Annotated in this window: 18 protein-coding genes; 3 read left to right on the forward strand and 15 right to left on the reverse strand. The window is 68.3% G+C overall.

Annotation, left to right across the window (positions count from 1 at the left end; genetic code table 11):
• Positions 1 to 15 precede the first annotated feature (15 nt).
• From IO33_RS0112395 to IO33_RS0112465, 15 genes are all read right to left on the reverse strand, one after another.
• Positions 16 to 1,992 (reverse strand): S9 family peptidase, encoded by a 1,977-nt coding sequence (locus IO33_RS0112395; RefSeq protein ID WP_157857841.1) that lies wholly within the window; start codon positions 1,990 to 1,992, stop codon positions 16 to 18.
• Entirely contained in the window at positions 1,985 to 3,151 is a 1,167-nt protein-coding gene (locus tag IO33_RS0112400) for a cytochrome P450 (RefSeq protein WP_051926625.1), read from the reverse strand. Before IO33_RS0112400 ends, IO33_RS0112395 begins: the two co-directional genes overlap by 8 nt.
• Positions 3,148 to 4,284, reverse strand: a complete 1,137-nt coding sequence (locus IO33_RS0112405) for an amino acid--tRNA ligase-related protein (RefSeq protein WP_031163718.1) — start codon at positions 4,282 to 4,284, stop codon at positions 3,148 to 3,150. Before IO33_RS0112405 ends, IO33_RS0112400 begins: the two co-directional genes overlap by 4 nt.
• A 56-nt stretch (positions 4,285 to 4,340) precedes the next feature.
• Positions 4,341 to 5,006, reverse strand: coding sequence for a phytanoyl-CoA dioxygenase family protein (locus tag IO33_RS45895; protein WP_051926626.1), 666 nt, complete (start codon positions 5,004 to 5,006; stop codon positions 4,341 to 4,343).
• 17 nt (positions 5,007 to 5,023) lie between these two features.
• Positions 5,024 to 5,686, reverse strand: coding sequence for a phytanoyl-CoA dioxygenase family protein (locus IO33_RS45900; RefSeq protein ID WP_157857843.1), 663 nt, complete (start codon positions 5,684 to 5,686; stop codon positions 5,024 to 5,026).
• Positions 5,687 to 5,693: 7 nt separating this feature from the next.
• Positions 5,694 to 6,497, reverse strand: coding sequence for an aldo/keto reductase (locus IO33_RS0112420; protein ID WP_157857844.1), 804 nt, complete (start codon positions 6,495 to 6,497; stop codon positions 5,694 to 5,696).
• A 13-nt stretch (positions 6,498 to 6,510) separates the two neighbouring features.
• On the reverse strand, positions 6,511 to 7,341 hold the full coding sequence (locus IO33_RS0112425) for a radical SAM protein (protein WP_051926628.1): 831 nt from the start codon (positions 7,339 to 7,341) through the stop codon (positions 6,511 to 6,513).
• A gap of 26 nt (positions 7,342 to 7,367) precedes the next feature.
• The gene (locus IO33_RS0112430; protein ID WP_051926631.1) at positions 7,368 to 8,549 is read right to left on the reverse strand and encodes a radical SAM protein; all 1,182 of its coding nucleotides are present in this window, start codon (positions 8,547 to 8,549) and stop codon (positions 7,368 to 7,370) included.
• 229 nt (positions 8,550 to 8,778) lie between these two features.
• Positions 8,779 to 9,129: a hypothetical protein gene (locus IO33_RS0112435; RefSeq protein ID WP_031163730.1), complete on the reverse strand. Its 351-nt coding sequence runs from the start codon at positions 9,127 to 9,129 to the stop codon at positions 8,779 to 8,781.
• 325 nt (positions 9,130 to 9,454) lie between these two features.
• Complete coding sequence (locus IO33_RS0112440; RefSeq protein WP_245235766.1) at positions 9,455 to 12,514, reverse strand: glycine--tRNA ligase; 3,060 nt, start codon at positions 12,512 to 12,514, stop codon at positions 9,455 to 9,457.
• A gap of 301 nt (positions 12,515 to 12,815) precedes the next feature.
• Complete coding sequence (locus IO33_RS0112445; RefSeq protein ID WP_031163735.1) at positions 12,816 to 16,118, reverse strand: NACHT domain-containing protein; 3,303 nt, start codon at positions 16,116 to 16,118, stop codon at positions 12,816 to 12,818.
• A 350-nt stretch (positions 16,119 to 16,468) separates the two neighbouring features.
• Positions 16,469 to 16,672, reverse strand: a complete 204-nt coding sequence (locus IO33_RS50380; RefSeq protein WP_157857845.1) for a hypothetical protein — start codon at positions 16,670 to 16,672, stop codon at positions 16,469 to 16,471.
• Positions 16,673 to 17,124: 452 nt separating this feature from the next.
• A complete protein-coding gene (locus IO33_RS0112455) occupies positions 17,125 to 19,188 on the reverse strand; it encodes a hypothetical protein (RefSeq protein ID WP_157857846.1) in 2,064 nt (687 codons plus the stop codon).
• An 80-nt stretch (positions 19,189 to 19,268) separates the two neighbouring features.
• On the reverse strand, positions 19,269 to 19,799 hold the full coding sequence (locus IO33_RS0112460) for an NUDIX domain-containing protein (protein WP_031163741.1): 531 nt from the start codon (positions 19,797 to 19,799) through the stop codon (positions 19,269 to 19,271).
• 1 nt (position 19,800) lies between these two features.
• On the reverse strand, positions 19,801 to 21,156 hold the full coding sequence (locus tag IO33_RS0112465; protein ID WP_031163743.1) for an NsdA family TPR-like regulatory protein: 1,356 nt from the start codon (positions 21,154 to 21,156) through the stop codon (positions 19,801 to 19,803).
• Between the two features lie 223 nt (positions 21,157 to 21,379).
• Between IO33_RS0112465 and IO33_RS0112470 the strand changes: the two genes are divergently transcribed.
• The 3 genes from IO33_RS0112470 (at position 21,380) to IO33_RS0112480 (ending at position 23,813) form a co-directional block, all read left to right on the forward strand.
• Entirely contained in the window at positions 21,380 to 22,129 is a 750-nt protein-coding gene (locus IO33_RS0112470) for a hypothetical protein (protein WP_031163745.1), read from the forward strand.
• Positions 22,130 to 22,207: 78 nt separating this feature from the next.
• Entirely contained in the window at positions 22,208 to 23,119 is a 912-nt protein-coding gene (locus IO33_RS0112475; protein ID WP_031163748.1) for a phosphotransferase family protein, read from the forward strand.
• Between the two features lies 1 nt (position 23,120).
• Entirely contained in the window at positions 23,121 to 23,813 is a 693-nt protein-coding gene (locus IO33_RS0112480) for a class I SAM-dependent methyltransferase (RefSeq protein ID WP_031163751.1), read from the forward strand.
• Positions 23,814 to 23,831 lie beyond the last annotated feature (18 nt).

Consider the following 23,831-nt stretch of genomic DNA (forward strand, 5'->3'; position numbering starts at 1 on the left):
CCGCTCCGGCCCGCCTCAGGCCATGTTCTCGATCTCGACCGCGGCATCCGGCACGGCATCGGTGAACCCGAGAACACGGCCCACGAAATACAGCTCGGCACGTATGCACCGATGGATGTTCTCGGCCACCCGGAATCCGTGCTCCTCTCCCTCGAAGGCAAGGAAGGCGCACGGCACACCGTTCTCACGCACCGCCTCGTACATGGCACGGGACTGGCCGGCGGGCACCACGGGGTCGTTCAGTCCCTGGAACATGATCAGGGGGCTCCTGAGCAGGTTCGCCGAGTACAGCGGCGATCGCTCTCGGTAGACCTCCTTGGCCTGCGGATAGGGGCCCACCAGGCGCTCGCAGTAGTGCGACTCGAACTTGTGCGTCCCCTGGTCGAAAGCGACGAGGTCGGCGATGCCGTAGTGGCAGATACCGACGTGGAACGTGTCGTGGAAGGCCAGGGCGTTGAGCACGGTGAAGCCGCCGGCGCTCTCGCCCTGGATGATCAGGCTGTTCGCGTCCACCTCGCCACGCGCCACGAGGTGCTCGGCGCCCGCGATGCAGTCCAGCGCGTCCGTCTCCCCCCACCGCCCGGCCAGCCGCTCGCGGTACGCGCGGCCGTACCCGGAGCTGCCGCCGTAGTTGACGTCGAGGACGGCTATGCCCCGCGTCGTCCAGTACTGGACGGCGTAGTCGAGCATGGGGCTCGATGCCGCCGTGGGGCCGCCGTGCACACGGACCAGCAACGGGGGCAGGGTTCCGTCGGGCGCGCGGAATCCGGGGTTTCGCGGCCGGTAGAAGAACCCGAACGTAGTTCTTCCCTCACTGCCCTCGAAGGCGACCTGCTCGGGCTCCGAGAGGAACTCCCGCGGGACGGACGCCGCCGCCTGCGCCCGGCCGAGCACCTGGAACGCACCGGTCGCCGGGTCGACCTCCACCACGGACCGTGACGCGAACGGCGAGGCGGCGTCGAGCACGATCCGGCCACTCCGGGACCGCACCACAAAGCCCGCCTCGGTGTAGGGGAGAGGCAGTTCCCGCGCCGTCGCCGTCGGTGTGTCCACCACGTAGACACGCCAACGCCCTTGGTCGGACCCGGCCGCGGCGATGGTGGTCGCGTCCAGAAACGCGTAGTTGACCAGATGCAGGACCCACTGCGGCCGGCCGAAGTCCACCTCCAGCGAGGTGACGGGCTCGACCGATCCGGACCGGAGCCGATGGATGTTCCAGAAGCCGGACCGGTCGGAGACGAAGTACAGCAGTCCGTCCGGCCCCCATTGCGGCTGGATGACCGACTCGGCCGGACCGCCGGCCACCTTCCGCGCGCCCACGGGCCGTCCGCCCTCGTCCAGCTCGGCGAGCCACAGTTCCGTGCCGTCCCACGGCATCCTCGGCGCCGACCACTGGATCCAGCAGAGTTGTCCCCCGTCCGGGCTGACCCGCGGCGAGCAGAGGAACTCCCGGTCGCCGACCAGGACTTCCGGGTCCGCCGTCGCTTCCAGGGACACGGCCACCAGGCGGTGGTCGGGGTGTTCCCCGCCGTCACCGTGCACCTCGGCCAGACACACCAGGCGATCGCGCGCGCGGTCGAGAGAGAAGTCGGCGTACCGCACGCCGGGGTCCCCGGGCGTGAGCGGAGTCCTCCCGCCGTCCCGTTCGAGGCGCCACAGCCGATGGTCGCCGGCGCTGACGACATAGGCGGTGCCGTCCTCCACGAGGAAGCCGCCGCCACCGTACTCGTACACGCTGCTGCGCACGCTCAGCGTCGTGGGGCCGACGTCGCCGACGGTGCCGTCCGGACGGCGCCGTACCAGCGCGGTCCGTCCGCCCTCCTCCGGCCGCGCCTCCGTCCACCAGACGTCTTCTCCGTCGACCTGGATGTCGCCCAGCCGGAAGACGCTGTGCGCCGCATGCTCTTCGGAGACCGGCGAAGACCATGTCCCGTACGTCGCTTCCCGCACCTGCATCCCGAGCTCCTGCGCCTTCTCCGCGGCTTCACGCACTCTGCTCGACCACCATGTCGTGGACGAAGCGCCCGCCGAAGTCCACGTTCCACACAGCGCTGAGAGGCGGCAGGCCCTCCAGCACTCCTCTCGCGGCGAGTTCGAGAGCCATCTCCCGCATGACGTTCCGCGTGAGCGCGGCCCCCAGACAGGCATGCCGTCCGCGGCCGAACGCGACGTGCCGGGCCCCGATCCTGTCGGTGCGGAACGTCAGCGGGTCCGCGAACCTTCGCGGGTCGCGGTTGGCGGCCGCCAGGACGAGAACGACACGCGATCCGGCCGCCACGGTGTGCCCGTGGAGGGGCACATCGGTCAGTGCGCGCCGCGTGGCCAGATGGAAGGGGGTGGCCAGTCTCAGCGCCTCGTCGGCTGCTTCGTCGACCTCCGCCTTGAGGTCGGCCGTGGCCCACTCCGACCCCGTCACCGCCTCCAGCAGGCGCGCGACGGCCGCGGCGGCCGGCTCCAGCGCGCCGCTCACGAGCTGGGCGTACACCGCGGTGGCGTCCAGGAGGTTCAAGGTGCCCTCGGACAGCGCGCGGCTCAACGCCGTGGCGAGAGTTCCGCGCGGCGCCTCACAGCGTCGCGCGACGAGGGCGGTCAGCTCGTCCAGGGCCTTCTCCGCACGGAGCCCGACCTGAGGGTCGTACGACTCGATCGGGCCGAGGGCGAGGATCCGGGTGGCGCAGTCGGCGAGCTCCGCCAGGGCGTCGGCGGGCTCGTCGAGCAGGCGGCACAGACCGGCGGCCAGGGCCGGCCTGACCACCGCGCCGAACAGGCGGCCGGCCGGCACGCCGGGGCTCGTCGCCGCGATCGACTCGGCCATCGCGGTGACCACCTGCTGTACGACGGCGGGGGTGAACAGCGGAAGGAGCAGGCGCCGCATACCGGTGTGCCGCGGCGGGTCGGAGAACACCGGCCAGAGGTCCACGAACTCCGTCACCCGCCAGTACGTCCTGCGCTGCGCCTCCGTCAGACCGGGCGGGCAGTAGGTCTCGACCTGCGCCCCGAGCCGTGGGTCCCGGAGCAGCTCGTACACGTCGTCATAGCGCGTCACGTACCACGTGCTCGTACTCTCGTCCCAGACCACGCCACGGGACTCCCGCAGTTCGTCGAACCACTCCAGCGGCGCGGTCTGCCGGGACGGTTGAACCTGTGTCACCAGCGCGGAGCTCCGTTCCCCGCACGCGGGAAGTACGGCACGCCGGACGCGGACGGCAGGCCGAGGAGCACGGCGACGAGCCGCTCCCATCCGAGGAAGCTGGCCACCATCCCCGACGGCGCCGCCTCCAACGCGGGCAGGAGGTAGTCGTAGCGCTCGCGCAGGTTCGGCAGGCCCGCGTGCTGGAGGTTCTCCAGGAACTGAGCGTGGTCCGCGTACCCGCGGATGTGGATGACCTCCAGGCCGCCCAGGTACAGCTCCGCGTCCGCGATGCACTCGCCGCCGTCGGCGGCCTTCTCCCGGCGTGAGGTGATGGACCGCACGTCGTAGGTCGAATCGGTGACCTCGCCGGGCCGCCAGCGGAACGGCGGATAGATGTTCCACGTCGCGTTGAGACCCGGACCGGCGGCTTCCCCGGCGATCTCCTCGATCGCGGCGCGGTGGTCGGCGTCCGTCTCGATCAGGAACCGTTCCCGGGCAGCGGGTGAGCCGGTGCCGGACATGTCCGCGGATCCGTCCAGCGCGTAGACGCGGGCGCCGGCCTCGCCGAGCCTCTTGAGCAGCTGCTCGCGGCCCGAGGGCGTGCTCTCCTCGGAGAAGGTGAGGAACACGAGGGACTCGACGGCCAGGCCGTTGGTGCTGTGCTCGGGCACCAGCCCTGCGGGGCCGAGGTGGAAGAACTCCCGTGGGTCAACCCGGATTCCGGCGACCTTCGCCAGACGGATCACCAACTGGTCCGTCAGAGCCGCCATCTCTTCGACCGTCGTGCCGCTCTGCGCGAAGACCAGCTGCTCGAACTCCATCAGGTAGTTTCCGTCGGAGAACGAAGCATCCTGTTCGTAGCGGTAACAGCGGCCGAACGTGTAGCTCGGCCCCAGCCCCCTGGCCATCGCGTTGAACAACGGGAACTCGGGGGACTGGAGGAGCCTGAGGTCGAGCTCAGGGCCTTTCCTGCTGTGGGCGAGGGTGAACTCTTCGACACCGTATTCTTCGGACCGGGTCCAGACGGACGGCAGCACGATCTCCGCGAAGTTCTGCTCACGCAGCCACTTGTGCGCCTCCCACCGCAACTCGCTGATCAGCTGTCGGTGGGGTGCCAGTATTCCGGTCTCCGCCGGTACGTCCTTTGTCACAAACCGTCCCTTTCCATCCATTCGTTCGAGAAAGCGGTGGCCCAGGCGTCGGCCTGCTACAGCACGGACCGGTCGGCAAGGAGGTAGTCACTCAGTTCCTGCCGGGCTGCCGTCGACTCCGGGACAGCGGCGTATGTGGTGGTGATCTGCCGCCGGTTGTCGGCACCCCCGAACGACGCGTGATAGGAATGCGGATCGAACGCGATGAGATCGCCCGGCGAGGATTCGATGACGAAGGCCGGCACCTCGGTCGGCTTCATACCGAAGTGCTGGTCCGGATTCGCCATCTCCTCGGCAAAGGTGTCCCAGCTCCCGCCACGACGATGCGTGCCCGGGATGATCCGGAGGGCCCCGCTGTCGGGACCGAGCGGTTCCAGGTACTGCACGATCTTGAGCAGCCGGAGGTTGCGGTGGTTGCCGTCGCGGTGCCAGTAGGTGGCGCCGTCGTAGCGCACCCCGTCACCGCCGACGTAGGCCACGTTCGTACCCAGCAGCTGACGGGCGACCTGCGGGCATCGGCCGTCGGCCAGCAGTGCCTCCTGCAGCACTTCGTGGCGCTCGGCGATACGGGCCACCCCTGCGCGCCCCTGTCGGCCGACCAAGGGAAATCTCTCGAAGACGCCTTCGAAGGCATCGGCGATCGCCGGCGCCATATCCTTCTGCACCCCACGCAGGTGCAGGAACCCGAACGTCCTGAAGTGGGTGACATCGGCTTCGGTCACCGACAAGGGAGCAAGTTTCATCCGATTGGCACCGACCCGGAAACGTAGCGGTTGAGGAAATAGCGACTCGTGTCGCGTTGCTCGGTCTCGGTCACCGGTTCACCGACGCAGTTGAACGCCAACTGCCGTCGCATGCTTCCGTGCCATGCCGAGTGCAGGACGTTCGTGTCGAAGACGATGACGTCACCGGGACGGGACTCGACCACCACGCCCGGCACGCCACCGCCCTCCAGACCGAGGTCCTCCCTGTGCCTGATGACGTGCCGGGTCGGATCTCCCAGCCAGCCGTTGTCGGTGCGGTGTGATCCCGGTAGGAAGCGCAGTGCTCCGGTGTCGTGCGTGGTGGCTTCGAGGTACAGAACGAAGCGCAGGAACGGCGTGTCGTAGAACCCGTCGGAGTGCCAGTACGAATCGCCGACCAGCAGATTGGCATCGCTGGCTATGACCTGGAACTTGCGCTCGAAGAGCGCCCCGCAGACGGCGCCCACCCACTCCGATTCGGCGACGAGCCCCAGTTCGGGCATCTCGGTGAGAGCATCGAACTTGGTCACCCGCTCGGCCGGGGCGTCCCCGGCCGGCAGGTCCATCACCCGGTCGAACGCGCGCCCCAGGTCGTCGATCACGGCGGAAGCCGCCTGCGGGACACGCGCGAAGCCGAACACCCTGAGCTGCTGGGCCACCTCGTCCTCACGCGCCGACATGGGTCTCCTCGGCCGAAGCCCGCTTCCCGGCGACCGCCGTCCAGGCGGGCCCCGCCCGATAGTCGTCCAGCTGCTCACCGGTCCGGGGCCCGATGACCACGGCCTCGGGGGCGTAGGTCTCACGTATCTCGGCGATCCTGGCGGCGATCGACTCCTCTCGCCGGTCCGGCGACACGTCGTGCAGCCGGGAGCCGCCCGAGAAGAGGCTGCGCACGACGAGGCGGTAGTCCGCGAGCAGCTTCAGCGTGCGCGTGTCCCCGGGATCCAGCTGGTCCGCCTCGCACATGACCAGACTGCCGGCCGGCAGCTTGCCGGCGATCTGAGGCAGGCTCACCTCCGGCAGCAGCACACTGACGCCGATGAGATCCGCCTGGCCCGTCTGCGAACAGTGCCTGGCGAACCCGGCGAAGTCGATGTCCGAGACTCTCGTCGGCTCCGGATTGTGCACGAAGGCGACATCGACACGATCGCGCCTCAACCGCCCGAGGCTGCCCTGCAAGGACTTGGCCAGCCCGTCCAGGCTGTAGTCGAGCGTGGGGAGCGGGGTGGTGATGTCGACACCGACCTTGGTCCACACGGCCGCCTCGCGGGGAAGGTGGGCGCCGAGGTCCTCCTCCGACCCGCCGCGCGCATAGATGGGAGACGTGTCGAAGGTGGCGAAGCCCTGCGCGAGCGCTCGCTCGATGAACGCCCGTGCGTCGTCCGGGTCGCGGCCCAGAACCATCAGGCCGTTGAACGATCCCGAGCAGCGCATCGTGCCCACCACAATCGCCGGCTGATCCTCCGTCATACCCATGTGCGCCTCACCCCTCGTGCGTGTCCGAACGGCAGATCGCCATACAGGCGAGGCCTGTGGTCGGCGGTTCACAGAACGATTGCTCAAGCGCGTCGCGGATCTCCTGCCGCCCCGCGAAGACCGACACCTGCCGGGAACTGTCGTACGGGCAGCGGCGCAGGAACCCGTCGGCGGACAGATACAGCCGCTCGGACTCACAGGACCGCACGACGCTGCCGTGCAGCCATGCGTGGTAGTCCGCCACCACCGTGCGCAGCTGGTCCGACATGCCGAAGGACGTGGATATCAGCTCCAGGTCGCGCGCGAGGTCCGGGTTCTCGAACCGGAACGTCGGCGACGGCAGGAGGGGGCTGACCTCGACCGGGACCTCGGCCGTCTTGACCACGGCGGAGATCACGTCGAGGTCGTCGCCGTCCAGGGCGTAGGCGGTGACGTGCAGGCTGGCCCGGTGGTGCCCCAACGCCTCGAAGACCGGAGGCGTCGAGGCGATGGTCCGGCCCGTACGGCCCATCTCCTCCGCCTTCTGGCTGTCGGCGGACACGGTGACATGGCTCAGCATGCCGGCGACCTCGGCCAGCGCGTCGAGCCGCGGCCCGGTCCTGGCGGCCGTCACCACCGAGGCGCGGAAGCCGAACTGCAGCGCCACCCGGACGAGTCGGCCGAAGTCGGGGTGATCGGTCGGCTCACCGCCCGAGAGGCACAGCTCGTCGATGCCGATTTCACGCAGACGCGACAGAGCCCGGGAGTAGGTGTCGAGGCTCAGGACATCGCGTCCGACGTCGGCCCGGAAGCAGAACCGGCAGTTCACCGCGCAGTTGTCGGCTGTCGAGACCAGCACTCCGCTGAGTGCACCCAACCCGTCGCTCACTGCAACCCCGTGTGGTCGGTGAGGGCGAGCTCCAGGCCCACCTGGAAGAAGTCGCACATCTGGGGGTCCGGCTCGGGGTTGTTGCGCAGCGAGACATCGTTGCGGGACGGGCCGCCGCAGACGGCGGCGGCGGGGCAGTCGCCGCACTGCGGTGCCGGCAGCAGGTTCTTGGCCGCCTGCCCCAACAGCTGCGGGTTCTCGCGGAGTTGACTGATCGGGAAGACGAACGAGTCGTCACGCCAGTTGAGGTCGAGGATCGAGATCCGCCCTCGGGACAGCAGCGCGGCGTTGAGGCCGCCGTCCTGCTGGATGTGCTCGTACATCTTCGGCAGGCGCGTGTCCAATGCCTGGTAGATGCGGTCGAGCGAGGAGAACAGCATGGCGCCGTGGGACAGCGCGAGCAGGCGCGAACGGAAGACCGCGCGGCACAGCGCCTCGCCGTCGACGTGCCAGCGGCCGGAGATCGGTATCGGCGTGTTCACGTAGATGAAGTTGATACCGAGCGAGAGCACGTACTCGACCGTGTTCGGCAGATCGCTCACGTTGGCCGGCGTGGGGGTGAGGTTGCAGCCCACGTGCACGCCCGCGTCGCGCAGCCGCTGGATGTTCCGGTGGATCCGTTCGTCGGCCGGCTTCCCCGAGAGCAGGAAGCGCTCGATCTTGTTGTCGTCCGGCCGGCCGTCGAAGGAGACGCCGACTCCGTACTTGAACTCCTTGAAGTGCTCGATCATGTGGTCCTTGACCAGGACCCCGTTGGTGACCACGGTGAACTGCACACGCCCGACACCGTGCTTCTCGGCGAGTTCGAGGCTGTACTCGTCGCCGTACTTCATCAGATCGAACCGGGTGGTCGGCTCTCCGCCGAACCACTGGATGGTGACTTCGTCCTGGCCGGCGTTCTGCTCGAAGAGGTACTCGAGCCCTTCGCGCAGGTCAGGGATGGTGATGTCATCGGCACCCGTGTTGGTGTCGACGAAGCAGTACGTGCAGGTCATGTTGCAGCGATCGGTCACCACGATGCGGTAGCCACTGATGCGCTCCGGCGTACCCGTCATGCCCAGTCCGCGGACCCGGTCGAGGACGCGATCGCGCTGAGGTGCCGAGGGGGGATCCGGAGAGAAACCGAGCTTCTTCATCTCGGCCAGAATCTCGGGCTCGTTGCCGTTGAGCCGCTTCATTTCATCGGCCGTGAGACTGGCACTCTCCAGGGAGACAGGGTCGAAAACGATACCCTCAGCCCCCTGCCCAAGAAGCAGATATTTGTTCCAGAGTCGATCGGCATCGCTCTTCATGGCGACCTCCTAAAACACGCGGAACCAGCCATGCGCCAGAACGAACCGCATAGCAGAGGAGCCTGTTGCGGTGTCATCGCGAATTGCCAAGGACACCGCAACAGGAGGGGTGGAACTACTCTTCTTCCGCGATGTCCGCGGCCTTCAGGACGTCCTGAACGATCTCGGTGTAGTGCTTCTTGAGATGCTCGGTGTTCTCGGACGTGGCACCGTCGGCCAGGACGATGATGCCGGGCAGCGACGGGTTGGGCGCCATCAGCACGATGCCGGGCGGGTCAAGGCTGATCGCCATGACGGCGTTCTCGACCGGGACCCACTCGACGCGTTCCTTGACGGCGTCCATCACGCTGGTCTGCTTGGTCTTGAAGTCTTCACGCTCGCCGAACCAAACGCCCGACTTACCACGTGACGCGACCGCATCAGCGTAGAGCAGGTGGTTGTCCTTCTTTTCGCGCGGCTTGGGCATCCAAACGCCTCCTAAGAAAGGGCAGGATTTGGTCCGTGCTACCTCGGAGCGGTTTTACGATCGCTGCGCGGTGTTGTTGCGTGCACGTTGTGACCACTGAAGGCCAGCCTCACACGTCGAGCCACAATCACGGTCTATGGCCGGTATATTTCGAATATGTGCGCCGGTGACCGGCGTCGTGACCAGCGCCTTTCCTCATAAAAAAGGGCCTGCAACCGCTTCCCACGCAAAAGCGTGAGGATTCGGTCGCAGGCCGCTCTCCTGCCCTCTTCAAGGGCGGGCCCTCTTCAAGGGCGGCCCCTCTTCAGGGGCCGGGCGTCCGTCGTCAGACGAGCGCCTCCCAGTCGATGATGCCTTCCGCGAGGTCGCGCACGGCGGCGAGCAGGCCCAGCCTGTTCGCCCGGACGCCGGGGTCCTCGGCCATCACCAGGACGTCGTCGAAGAAGGTGTTCACCGCGTCGACGAGGTCACCCGTCTCCGTGCTGAAGCGGACGAGTGAGGTCTCTCCGTCGAGAACCTGCCGGCACTTGGTCAGCGCGGCGTGCAGAGCCTGTTCGGCCGGTTCCGCGAGCCGGTCCGGGTCGTAGTCCGCGGCCACTCCGGCGGGCACGATGCGCCGCGCACGCTGGAACGCGGCCAGAACCGTGGCGAACCGCTCGTCGCCCTGCAGGCTCTCCAGTTCCTCCAGCGTGCGCGCGGCCAGCAGCGGCGAGTCGGCCCGCACCAGCACCGCCCGCACATCGGTGGTGGAGTGCCCCATCTCGATGAGCTGCTGCTCGAAGCGCCGCAGTACGAACTGTGCGGTGTCGTCAAGGGTCTTCGCTTCGACCGGGACGGCCTGCTCGCGCGCCGCGATCGCCAGTCCCTCGCTGAGCGTGAGCCCGGCCAGGTCGCTCCTGCGGAGCAGGATGTTGACCACACCGAGTGCGGAACGGCGCAGGCCGAACGGGTCGGAGCTGCCCGTGGGTTCCGCTCCGATCGCGAAAAGACCGGCCAGCAGGTCGAGCCGGTCCGCCAGGGCCAGCAGGGCGCCCGGCAGGGTGGCGGGCAGGTTGTCGCCGGCGGAGCGCGGCAGTTCGTTCTCGAAGAGGGCCTGCGCCACCGCCTCGCTCTCCCCGGCACGGGCGGCGTACTCCCGGGCCATGACGCCCGCGAGGCTCGACAGCTCCGTGACCATCTGGGAGCCGAGGTCGAACTTGGTCAGCTGCGCGGCCCGCTCCAGCACCTCGCGGTCCGCACCGAAGACGCCGAGGACGTCCGCGAGCCGGCGGGCCACGGCCGAGATGCGATCCGCGCGGTCCGCCATGGAGCCGAGCCGCTCCTCGAAGGTGAGGAGGCGGATCTTCTCCCTCATCTCGGTCAGCGGCGTTTCGAGATCCGCCTTCCAGAAGAACGCGGCGTCCTCGTAGCGGGCGCGCAGGACGGCCTCGTTACCGCGACGGACGACATCGTGGTCGCAGTGTCCGTTGGCCACCGCCACGAAGTACGGCAGCATCCGGCCCTCCGCGTCCACGACGGGAAGGTACCGCTGGTGCTTTCGCATCACGGTGACGAGGATGTCCGCGGGCAGCCCGAGGTACTTCGCGTCGAAGCCCCCGAGGATCGGGGTCGGGAACTCGACCAGGTTCGTGATCTCGTCGATCAGTGCCCCGTGCCGGTCCACGTCGATACGTCCGCCCACCTCGGCGGCGAGCCGGGTCGCGCCGTCCACGACCAGCCGCCGGCGCTCCGCGGCGTCCGCGAGGATTCCGTGCTCCTTCAGAAAGGAGAGGCACGCGTCCGCCGTCGGCACCTCCACCGCGGGAGCCACCGCGTCACGGTGGACCTGCGTCGTCCGTCCCGACGTCAGGCTGGACACCGTGAAAGGGATGACCTGGTCTCCCAGCAGGGCCATGATCCAGCGGATCGGGCGGGTGAAGGAGAGCCGGGGGGCGTTCCACCGCATGTTCTTCTCACCCCGCAGGCCCGCCACGACCTCGGGGAGGAGGGACGACAGGACCTCCTCGGCCGAACGCCCGACGACCTGCCGCGTGAGGGCGACGTGTTCGTTGGCCCCGACGGTGACGCGACCGAGGTCCGCCGGATCAGCACCCTGGCTCCTGGCGAAGCCGACGGCCGCCTTCGTCGGGTTTCCCTCCGCGTCGTAGGCCGCCGAGACCCGCGGCCCGCGCACCGTCTGCTCGTAGTCCGCCTCGCGGGGCTGCACCTCGGAGACGACGGCGACGACACGCCGGGGGCTCGCGGAGACGCTGATCTCACCGTGCCCGAGCCGGGTGGTGGCCAGCTTCTCCGTCAGCGCCGCCCGTACCGCCTGCGAGGTCCGCGTGACCTCGGCCGGCGGCATCTCCTCCACGCCGATCTCCAGCACCAGCGTGGCCGGCGCCGGCCCGGCCGGTAGGACGGGCTCCGAAGCCGCCCCCGCCTCCGCCCCGGCGGACTCCCCGGCGTCGGCATGGCTCCGGGTCTCGGCCGCCTGCACGCCGGAGGTGGCGGGGCTGGTGCCGGAGCTCGTGCCCAGGGGGAAGCCGAGCTCTTCACGGCGGGCGACCCACAGCTCGGCGACCTCGTGGGCCAGCCCGCGCATCCGGGCGAAGGAGCTCGCCCTCTCGGTGGTGGAGATGGCACCCCGCGCGTCGAGCACGTTGAAGGTGTGCGAGCACTTGAGCACGTACGAGTACGCGGGCACGGGCAGGTTCGCGTCGAGCATGCGCCGCGCCTCGCTCGCATAGGCCTCGAACAGGGTCCGCTGGGTGTCCAGGTCGGCCTCGTCGAGGTAGTAGCGGCTCATCTCGTACTCGGCCTGACCGAAGGCCTCGCCGTACGTGACACCGGGCGCGTACTGGAGGTCCTTGAAGTGGTTGACGCCCTGGAGCGCCATCAGGATCCGTTCCATGCCGTAGGTGATCTCGACGGACACCGGGTCCAGGGCGATGCCGCCGGCCTGCTGGAAGTAGGTGAACTGGGTGATCTCCAGGCCGTCGAGCCACACCTCCCAGCCGAGCCCCCAGGCCCCGAGCGCGGGAGAGGCCCAGTTGTCCTCGACGAAGCGGATGTCGTGTGCCGCCGTGTCGATGCCGATGGCGCGCAGGCTGCCGAGGAACAGTTCCTGGGCGTTTCCGGGCTCCGGCTTCAGGATCACCTGGTACTGCGTGTGCGTCTGCAAGCGGTTGGGGTTCTCGCCGTAGCGGGAGTCGTCGGGCCGGACGCTCGGTTCCACGTAGGCGACACGCCACGGCTCCGGTCCCTGAACCCGCAGGAACGTGGCGGGGTTGAGCGTTCCCGCGCCTACCTCAGTGTTCATGGGCTGAACGACCAGACACCCGTGCTCGGTCCAGTACTTGTTCAGCACCAGTAGGGCTTCCTGCATAGTCAACACTGAGATCATTCCTCCACGGACGCGGCACGTACTCAGAGAACCTCCCAGCCGAAGCACAGGAGACCTTGGCCCGCCAGAGTCTACCGATCGGGGGGTCTGCGACCGGCATCAGCGGCGGACCGTCCCGGTGCTGCGCGGCGCCCGCGACGGTGGGTGTTCCCGGGCTCGTCACCGTCGCCCGAGCGGCACCCCACGGACGGCTTCAGGCCCGGCGCCTGACCCGTCCCCCGACCGTGATCACCGGCACCGGGTGCCTGCGAGAACAGGAGGGGCCCGCTTCCGAAGAAGCGGGCCCCATGACTCGTGGGGGCTAACCGGCAGGCGGGCACACCCAGGCCAGCAGGCGACGCAGCAACAGGACCTCGTCTGCCTCCCGCGGGGCCGCCAGAGCTGTGCGTAGAGCTTGTTCGACCTGGGCGGCGTTGCCGGAGGCGAGCAGCTCCTGAACAGCCCGCCAGCGGGTCTCGAGACCGGCCTCGGGAGCCGTGGTCACCTGGCACCAGAGGGGGGCCGCCGCGTCCGGCTGTCCCTCGGCGGTCAGCAGCACGGCCAGGGATACGGCCTGGCCGACTGTCAGGTGCACGGCAGCACGGACCCGGTTCACGACCTCGGCCGCCGCCTCCCGGCCTTCCACGGTCAGCCACGCTGTGACCACGGCCTGCAGTTCGCGGTCGACCAGACCGGGGTCCGCCAGAAGCTCCTGGCCCAGCGTGCGTACGGCTGCCGCCTCACCGTACTCGGCAAGCAGTGGCAGCAGCGCCGAGCGCAGGGCGGGGCCGCCGTACGGGCGGTCACGCAGGGCCGCGAGCACCTCGGCGCAGGCGCTCTCGGGCACGGACCTCAACAGCACTCGGGCGGCCGAGGTGAACTCGCTGTGTCTGCTGCCGGGATGACGGAGCAGGCGCCGTACCAGCGGCAGCAGACTCGCCGCGTCGGCGCCGGCCTCCGTCAGGTCCCGCAGGGCGATGGCGTAGGAGTCCGTCGTCGCGCGGTTCCGGTCCAGCCAGCCGAGAACCTCGTCCGCACTGTCCGGGCCGAGGGCCCGGATGAGCGCCATGACCTCCAGCGCGAGGTTGTGCCGAGTGTCGGGGGCAGGATCGTGGAGGCTGAGCCGAACCACTTCCGCCGCCTGTCGGCTGTACCCGGCACCCGCGAGGTCCATGGCGATACTCGGACGGTCGTCCGAGTTCCACACCTCGTATCCACGCAACAGCTCGACCAAGCCGTCGGCGGCCTTCTCCCCCTCCTGGTCGAGCCAGCCGTGCACCACGTCGTCGATCGACTCGTCGTCCGTGCTGTTCTGGATGGTGTGTGCCAGGAGAGGGAGTGCCTCCTCGACCAGCCCGAAGAGGAACAACACGTGCGCCAGCGCGGCCTTGGCCCAGTCCCTGGTACAGGCGCGCCCTGCCACCGCCGCCCTGACGCGTGGTGCGGCCGACGGCCCCTCCAGCTCGAACCAGAACTGGCCGGCCCTCTTCAGGGTCCCGCCGTTCTCCTCGCTGCCTGCCAGGACAGAGCACGCGAACTCGGCCAATCCGTCAGTACGCCCCAGCGCGGCGAGTTCCTCCGCGGCCGTCAGACGGCTCCATGAGGAAGCCGTCGGAGCGGCGAGTACGTCGGACAGGAGCCACGCCCGGAAATCTGTTTCCGCCGGGGCGAGCGCGGCCAGTTCCCGGCAGCACTCCAGGGCGCCTTCCACCGGAAGTCGCCGTCCGAAGTCCTGGAGCAGGGCAACCCCCTCAGAAAGAGAGGCGACCTCCGCGTAGGCCGCGGCCGCACCGATCCGCAACGAGGCGTCGAGTCCGTCGGTCTCCGCGATCCTCCGCAGTGTGGCCGCAAGGCGACGGTTTCCCCGAAGCTGAGACAGCTCCCGCAGCACCTGGCGGCCACGGCCGTGATTGCGGTCGAGGTGGTCCGAGTCGTGGCCGAGGTCCACAACCCGCTCGATCACCGCCTCCTCCAGCGCCTCCCCCAGCCGCACTCCGGAGGTGATCAGCCGCAGCGCCATGATCCGGTGATCGAGGTCACCGGCCAAAAGATGTCGTACGACGAGAGTCACATCGTGACCCGGACGCCGGGCCCACAGGGCGAAGGTGAACAGCACCCGGTTCCGGGAGGACGGGCTGCGGATCTCGACCGCCCAGTCATCGAGGCCCGGGAAGTCCGCCGGGATGCGGGCCGCCTCGTCTCTCGCGGCCAGGAACTCCGCGAACGAAAGATGCAGGAAGAACAGCTCACCGTGGTCGTGGACGAGAGCGCCGCTCTGCATGAGGAACTGGCCCAGTTCTTCGCCGGCCCCGTCCGGCCAGGCGAGGTCCGCGGGCAGAGTCGCGGCCAGCCATCGCACGGCGGCGTCCAGCAAAGGGGCAGAGGCACTCGTGGTGCGGATGCGTGCCAGATGGGTGACCAGGCGATCCCGGTGGTCGAGCAGCCACTGGGCGAGCCGCCCCTGCCCACGCCGCTCCCAGCGGGATCGGAACCCCTTGTCCACCTCGTCCGCGCTCTCCCGGGCGGTGGCGACGTCGGCGAGGAACTGCTCGTACAACGCGACGCGCCCTCGGGGCAGCGGTGCGCCGGGGTTCCGGCTGCGATGGGCGGCGGCGATGGTCGTCAGCAGCGGCACCTGGAGCACCTCGCCCAGGCCGGCGTGCCCGACCTCCTCCAGGAATGCGCGGGCTTCGAAGGCGGGGTCATCGACTCCCTGAGCGGAGAACCAGCGTTCGGCGAAGGCCAGTTGCTGCACGGAGTCGAAACCGGCGAGTGTGTAGAAACCCATGGACGGCTGGTCACGCAAGGGTGCCAGCTCGTCCTGGGGAAGCGGCCGCGAGGTGATCAGGAGCCGGAAGGCACCGTGCGGCCGGATCTCCCGGGCCAGGTTGTTCAGGATCAGCTTCCGGTCGTCCGGGGAAGCGACCTCGTCAAGACCGTCGACGATCACCAACCATCGCACCCCGTGCGGCCGCACGGCGAACCGGTCGGCGGGCACAGCGCTGCGCAGGGTCCCGGTGCGGCCGGCGGCGTCGCTGAGCTGCTGGTGGAAGGGGCGGCGGGTCTGCAGGTCGGTCGCCGTGACCCGCAGCGGGACAACCGCCTCGCGGCACCAGGGGTCCTCCGCCCCCTCGACGCGCAGCCAGTACCGGGCGATCTGCCGGACCAGATGGCGGCCGAGGGTCGTCTTGCCCGCGCCGGGGCCTCCGGTGACGAACAGATGGTCATGGGAGGACAGGGCGACGGCCAGGTTCGGTACCGGGCCCTTGGTACGCGGCGCGTGGCGCGCCGCGTCCTTGGAAAGCGGCTGGAGGTCCTGCTCGACGTGGATATGGGACAACGGGGGTTTACGCACGCCCAGAAGGTCGTACGGGAACTGCTCGGCGGCCTCCTCCTGGCTGGCCAACAGGTCCTCGAGCCAGTCATCCGGCAGCGGGATCTCGGGCCAGGCCGCGGAAGCGCGGCCAGACTCGGCCCGCCTCGCGGCCAGCTCCCGCCGCTCCATCTCGAACCGCGCCCGTCCCCATACGTCAGCGACCGCCTGCCGGGGCAACCCCAGAGACTCGGCGAACTGCTCGGTGGTCGACAGCTTGTGAAGGCGGCGGGCACCGATGATGTCGTACACCGCGTTCTTGTGAGGCGACGGAACCCGGCGGGCGGAGAGAAAGGCATTGGCGGTCTCGTACCCGGCCGCACGCAAGGCCGCACGGAACCACTCTGCCAGTTCCCGGAGTTCGGGTCGCGCCCCGACACCGTTCGTGGCGGGCCGTCCACCCCCCATGTCCCCCCCCGTGCGGTGATCGGTTTCCCCTGAGTTTCCCCACGCTAGAGGGAAACCCTGGCCGACGCGAAGAGTTGGCGGCACCGGCTCACCTGCCGGGAAGGACTCGATGGCTCGACGACACAGGGAGAACGGTCGCGATGGTCGGTGCGGTAAATGCGGCTACGGGCTCGACAGGCGAGTACGCGTGGCCACTAGTGGCCCTCGTGGTGCTCGCCGGGGTGGTGCGGCGGTGGGTGCGCCACCGGACGGAAGAGCGCCGGGAACGGGAGCGCGAGCGCGAGTACACCCGGCGGGTCGAGGCAGCCGTGGCCGGTACGGAGTCCCGTCACCGTGCCGAGGTCGTGGCCGCCTGTGTCCGCCTGACGCGTCAGATCAGTAGTGGTAGCGAGCGGCAAGGATGACGGACTCCTTGTCCGTGACCAGGTACGGCAAGGGGTCGCCTTCTGGAGGAGCCGACCCCACCTGACCTGCATGTTTACCAGGTGCAGACGCGGTGTTATTTCATCCGCTCAGACGGAATGTCTGCGGCTCGACCCTGACCTGCGGCGGAGCCCCTTCCAGGGCTTGACCTGCGATTTTCCGGTTGGCATGCGTTGGCTCCCGACGGCCGTTTACGGGTGTCCTGCGGACTGGCTGCGGACTGGCCGTGTCCGCCGGGAAACAGAAATCCATAGCTCGTCGGTCACGGTGAACGAGACTGCACAAGTGAGCCACCGCCCCATGACCCCGCTGCGGACACCGCCACACTCCGCCGACAGCCACCCAGGTCTCATGAGGATCTGAGCCGCATCCGCCAACCTCGCAAGCGAGAGGGCGCTACCCCCTATCCTTGCTGCGGGCAGGCTTGCTAGGACTTGATCACCTCTGTAATCGCCTCTAGCACGGGCGCCCAAGCATCCCGCTTCTCGTCTAGGGTCGTCACACCTTCTCGCGCTTTACCGCTGTAGCGCTGTGCGTCCCAGTCCGGGGACAGGTGGATCATCGGACCATCCATCACGATGACGCCATGCGACTGCAACACCGAAAGAACCCTGCGGAATTCATCCCCCTTAATCGACTGTCGCCCTTCGAGCTTCTTGTCAAAGACCGCAGCTGATCCCCTGTGGCCGTGGTTCCGGAGGAGATTCATCATCATGTTCACGAAGCGGACCGCTCGGTCATCAGGCTTCGGCAGCGGAGGTTCGAGAACCCTCTGATAGGAGACCCACGGGTACATAAGCTTGTATTTATCGGGCAGATGCAACTCGAAACTGCCGACAGAGGGTGATCCCGTCAGCGTAGCATTGCACGAAAATTGGTCAGTGATCTCGAGAACCACGTTGGACTCATCCGCCTCGCCATCCAACACATTTTCGGATCGCAAGCGTCGAGAGATCTGCACGGTGTCACCCTCTACACGCAGATTCGCACACCTGATAAAACAATCCGGACCGAGGCTGACAGAACTTCCCGAAGCGACGGATACTGTTGCGGGGAACAGCACCGACAGCGAGGCCAGCGGGCCCTTCAACGCAACGGTATCGGGCAGGTCGAGTGTGAGCCGGAAGCTAGTTCTACGATGGACCGATTCTCCTTCGAATAGAATCAATTCACCAGAAGCTTCCTCGACGGACAATGCATCAGCCCGATCGTACGGATCCGACTCCGCGATCGACGCGCTCGCCTCGACAGCTCGCCATTCAGCGGCCAGCAGTGATGCATGCAGGGCCGCAAACTGCCATTCATCGATCTGCAGCTCCTCTTCACCAGCCGAGACGAACTCGAAAAGAAGCCCCGTCTCCTCGCCGATGGGCCGCAGTGCCGGCCGCAGCCTCGTGTCACCGAACCGCTTCGCCGTAACATACGCAGAGAATACGGGACTCGCCCAACGCATCTCCGATCGGAAGGGGTGATCCCGGAGAAATTCCTGAACCTGCCTGACGTAATCCGCCTTGTGCACATCAGGACACCATTTGAGTGCGGGCTGATTACCGCTCATCAACTCCGAAGCAAGCCACTCCATCTGCTCATCGGGCGAGTAGACCTTGGCTCGGTCCAATCCGAACTGGTCTGCAAGCTGTTCGGTCTTGGACCGCTCGCGCTCCAGCAGCCTGTCCAAGACATCCGCCAATACGCCAATACGTCGCCCATCTTGCACAGAGGAGGCGAACGCATTCCGTGTTTCGAGCAGGTTGCCCTTCCGGAGAAGCTCGGCCACGGCATCTAGAACCGGAGCGTATCCAACAAAGGATTCAGCCTGCTCGCCATCGACCGTACCCGCCAGCGCCTCGAGGACCGTCGATCGAGCCGATACGTAGGCTTCGTTCTGAACATCGCGGTCCTGATTAATGTGCAGGTCTACGTAGCTGATGCGCTGTTTCGCGTCAAAATGGGAAATCTCAAACCAGTTAAGCGCGATACCATCACCTGCCAGGCTGACCCACATATCTTCAAGGACTCTCTCCCTGCCAAGAAGCACAAGTGAATGACCTGCTTCAGCAACCGAGACGAGTGACTCCACGTACTCGTTCCACGAGACTCCAGAAACCCGCATCCTTGCCTCGTCCAGGGCGTCAACGACTACAAACGCGCCTTCCTTTCGACTCAGTTCACCCAACCCATCCGCACTATTCAGGTAGTCATTCAATTTCGCGCGAAGGGCGTGACCGCTAACACTGAGATCCTGATTCAGCTTCCACAGCGGCGCCTCCTTCCTTGCCGAGATTGTTTCGGCCAGAATGGACTTACCGGTCGCACCGCGTGCCGAGATAAGAGTGACTGCGGGGTTTTCCTCGCGCTCCACGATCGTGAGCGTCGGAGGGATAAAAATGTTAGGCGGAGTCGCAACACCGAACGCTTCGCTATTACGCCCGATGAACTGCCCTCGCGGTAGCCGGTCAAGCAACTGGTCGAACGAAATCGAGTCGGTCATTCGTACCCCTGCCCTAAAGCCATTTGAGAGAACGTCAGTCTAGTCCGAGAAGCCTCGACTAGGCGGGTAATCGGCGCGCCTCAACACCATCCGTCGAGAGAGACGTGCGCTCCGCCGTCGAGGTACCGGTGAAGGGCGCTGGCGGTGGTGTCCACGAAGTTCTCGGGGATGGCGTTGGCGTCGACCCAGCGGACCTGGGAGTGCTTGCGAGGCTCGCGGTTCTCGGGTTCGCCGGTCCATTCGTGGGCGGCGAAGACGACCGTGAGGAAGCCGTTGGGGGCCTCCACGCCCCAGGCGCCGTGGATGATGTGGGCGACCTTGAGGGACTCGGGCTTCACCGTGAGACCGGTCTCCTCGCACAGCTCGCGGACCGCGGTTTCGGTGATGGGTTCGCCCGGCTCGCTCTTGCCGACGGGGAGGTCCCACATACCCTGGGCGAACTTGGCGTTCTCGCTGCGCTGGAGGAGGACGACGCGGTTGGTGGCCTTGTCGTGGACGATGACGGCGGCGACCAGCAGGGTCATGGATTCGAGCGCCGGCTTGAGGGCCTTCGGCTGATCGTCGGTCTGCTGGGCCACGGTGTTCCCTTCGTCGGGCGGGTTGTTGGGCATGTTAGGCGAGCGCCTCACGGGCGCGGCGGGCGAGATCGGCGGCACCGGGAACGCGGCGGCGCTGGTAGACCGCGAGGGTGGAGCGGATCGAGGTGATCGCCTTGCGGGTGCGGTCGGAGGTCATGCCCTCCATGAGGACCAGGGCCTGGGTCCAGGCGGCGACGGCCTCGTCGGCGCGGGCCTGGACGGCGAGGCTGTCGCCGAGGTCGGCGTGGGTGAGGGCGTGGACGCGCTTGTACTTCTCCGGGTCCCAGCGGGTGAGGGCGTCTCGGTGCTGCTGTTCGGTGCCGCTGTGGTCGGCGAGGTCGGTCAGGGTGCGGGCGGTGTGGCTGGCCACGGTGCCGGCGGCCGGGCCGCTGACGCGGGAGTAGGTGGGCTGGGGGCCGTCGTCGCGGAGGAGGGCGTCTTCGGCAGCGAGCAGGGCGCGCGCGGCCAAGAGGTGCTCATCGGTGGCTGCGTAGGCGCGGGCGTGGGTGATGTGAAGGAGGGCCTCGGTCTGGCCGTCGACGTGGCCGAGACCTGTGCGGAGGGCGCCTTCGACGAGGTCGACGCAGTGGTGGGGTTGCTTGAGGCTGAGGGCTTGGTGGGCGAGCGCACGCATCATCCAGGCGGCGTGGCCGTGAGGGTCGGCTTCGCAGGCGAGCCTGTAGCCGACCTGGTAGTAGCGCTGGGCGGCGCCTTCCTGGCCGAGGTCGTGGTGCTTCCACCCTGCGAGGTAGGCCAGTTCGGCAACGGCACCGAAGGCGGCCCGGCGTAAGGCTTCGCTGGGGAAGCGCCCGCGCAGCATGGGGGCGGCGGTGTCGGCGAGGTACGCGGTGACGGTGGTCAGTCCGTGCCCGCCGCCGAGGCGCTCGTCGGCGGCGCTGAAGGCCGCGGTGATCTGCCGTACGACGTCCACGTCCTCCGCGCCGACCAGGGACATGCCGGTGCGGGCGCGGAGCATGCGGGCGGTGGCCTCGTGGTCGTATCCGAGCGGCATGGCGACGCCGGCGGTGGTGAAGGCCGCGATGGCGAGGAAGCGGCGGCGCTCGACGTCGGCGCGGCCCAGGTCGGTGACAGCGAGGACGGGGTCGGATTCCGCCGGCTCTTCGTCATCACCGGCCTGCAGGCCAATCTCGGTCTGGGTGATCGTGCGTCCCGCTCGGCGGGACAGCGCCTCGGCCAGGTACTGACCTACCCGGCCCGACGGGGCACGGGTGCCGTTCACCCAGTGCGAAATTGCCGACTTGTTGGTCTGGAGGATCTCGCCGTTCTCGGCGGCAATGCGCCGTACGTCTCTGGCGAGGGCCTCGTATGTGCAGCCGACCGCATCGATGACGTCGCGCAGACGGGAGTTGGGGTCTCTCTGCGCCGCCACGATCGCCTCCACTCCGGAGCTGTAAACCGCGTATACCGCTTCAACTGCCCTCCACCGTACCCACTGAGCGTGACCACCGGTTCACTTATCAGCAGCCGCCCGGAACGGCACGACCGTGATCCAGGCTCCCCCTTGGTCCGGGCGGCACCCCGAAATTCCGTACGCCCACACCAGGCTCGGGCATTCCTGTGCCCGAATCTGGCCGATCAGAGACGGAGACACGGTGACCACCATCGACACCACGGCCATCACGGTCGAGCTGCCCGAGGCGTTCGACCCGCGATGGAGCCGCCTGCCCGGCATCCAGGTCGACGGCCGGCGCATCACGATCGACCCGGCCAAGTACTTCTTCCGCTTCGAGTCGAACACGTGGCTCGTCGCCGACTGGGAGCTCGTCAAGTCCCAGCTCCTCGGTGTGGACGAGACGACCGAGAGCACGGTCGAGCAACTCGCGCTCGACTTCGTCAAGAACCACGGCGAGTCCACCTCCGACGCGGCGCGCGTCCTGGCCACCGCGTACGAGGTGTACGCGTACCTGTTCCGCGGCGAGCACCTCGCAAGCCTCGGCCTGCCGCAGATCACCGCCGACCACCTGCGGATGCTCCGCGAGGCGGCCACGCTCATGGCGCTCAACAAGGTCGAACTGGACGGGCACATCTCCAACGTCGGCCCGTGCTGGTTCTTCCCCGCCGCCACCTCCGTCGTCTTCGACCTGGACGACGAGATGGGCGGGATGCTCGACGAGGTCTACCACGGCGGCTGGTTCAACGAGCACCGCCGGATCGAGTCCATCAAGGCACACGCCGCGCTCGGCGGTCGGCTCGTGCACGGCTGCCAGTCCGTGCCGGACCAGACCGGCGGCGTCGTCGCGCCCTACGGTGCCTCGATGACCAACTTCCGCGACGACCTCGCGGCCTTCAAGGCGGGCTGGATCGAGCAGGTCTACGCCCACCGCGTGAACCACGCCGCGTAACCCCAACCGATCAGGCTCCGGGGCGGGCCGGCATCTCTCACCCACCCCGGACGCCACCATCCCCCCCGGAGCACTCCCGTGACCATGAACCCCAGCGCTGAACTCCTCGACAACCTGCTCACCGTGGCTGGTCAGACCACCGCCGTACAGGAGGAGGTGCGCGTGTGGTCCATGTCCGGAGTCGAACGTGTGACCTTCGCCGACGGCACCACGGCCATCTTCAAGTACGCCAAGAAGCCGTTCGCCAGCGAGGACCAGGCCCTCCGCCTGGCCGACACCCTCGGCGTTCCCGTCCCCCGGGTCCACGCTTCCGCCGTTCTGGACGGCTGGCTCGGCATGCTCATGGACGACCTCGGGCCGTCAGTCCGCGAGGCCGATGACCTGGACGGCGTCGCCGCGGCTGTGGTCCTGCACGGCGCCCGTACGGCTCCTCCCTTGCCCGTCCTCGACCAGGAGCGCTTGCGTACGCTGCCGGCCCGGGCGCTGGAACATCTCGAACGGCTGCGCAAGGCCGACCGGTGGCAGGACGCCGACGACGTCGAGGACGCGCTCGACCGGATCGCCCAGGCCGCCGAGGCCCGTTCGGCCAGAGCGACGCTGGCGCCCTTCGGCTGGGTGCACTCCGAGTTCCACCCCACCAGCCTCCACATCGGGGAGCGCGGCTGGCGGCTGCTCGACTTCGCCCGCGCCTTCACCGGTCCCGGCCTGCTCGACCTCGCCAGCTGGCACGGCACCACCGAACCCCCGCACCCCGTACGCCTGCGCGTCTTCCTGGAGCAGTACGTCACCGCCGGCGGCACCCCCGACGCCCTCGCCCCGCGCGGCGGGCTCACCGCCGAGAACTGGGCCCTGGGCTGGCACCGCATGTGGGCCGTCGAGTGGTTCATGGAGCAGTCCATCCGGTGGATCAACGACCCGGCCACCGACCCCGCCTACATCAAGGCCGTCCGCCGCCACCTCACCGACGTCCTCCACCTCCTGGAGATCTGACGTGCTCGCTCAGGCATCCCCATGGCACGCCCACGCCCGCCAACGCACCGCCGCCGGACTCGCCGAACCTCTCTCCGTACCGGCCCGGATGGAATGGACCACGAGACCCGGCCAAGGTCCCAGCGCCGAGATCCTCGGCCCCGACCTGCGCGGCAAGCGACTGCTTGAACTCGGCTGCGGCCCCGGCCATAACGCCGCCCACCTCGCAACCCGCCACGGCTCCCACGTCACCGGCGTCGACCTGGTCGGCCTCCAGGTCCGCCGCGCCCGCTCCCACTACGGACGGCTGAACAACCTCACCTTCGTCGCAGGCCACGCCCTGCACTACCTGCACACCTCCGACGAGCAGTTCGACGCGATCTACTCCGTCTTCGGCGCAGTAGGGCTCGTCGCCCCTGAGCTCCTGCTGCCGGCCATCGCCCAACGCCTCATGCCCGGACGAGTGCTCGCCTTCTCCGCCCCCCACCCGCAGCGTGTCGGCCGAAGCCCCTCGGGCGACGACCGACCCCGCCGCGACTTCGTCACCCTCCCCGACCGTACCCGGCTACCCATTGCCCGCTGGGAGCTCGACCCCGACCGCTGGGAGAGGCGTCTCAGCCAGGCCGGCTTCTGGCTCACCTCGGCCCAGGAGTTCCACGATCCCCGCATGGGCCTCTGGCCCACCACCTTGCTGATCCGCGCTCGCAAGCTCTGACCAGCCATTCGCCCCGGC

The sequence above is a fragment of the Streptomyces durhamensis genome (genome assembly GCF_000725475.1).
In the GTDB taxonomy this organism is placed as follows: domain Bacteria; phylum Actinomycetota; class Actinomycetes; order Streptomycetales; family Streptomycetaceae; genus Streptomyces; species Streptomyces filipinensis.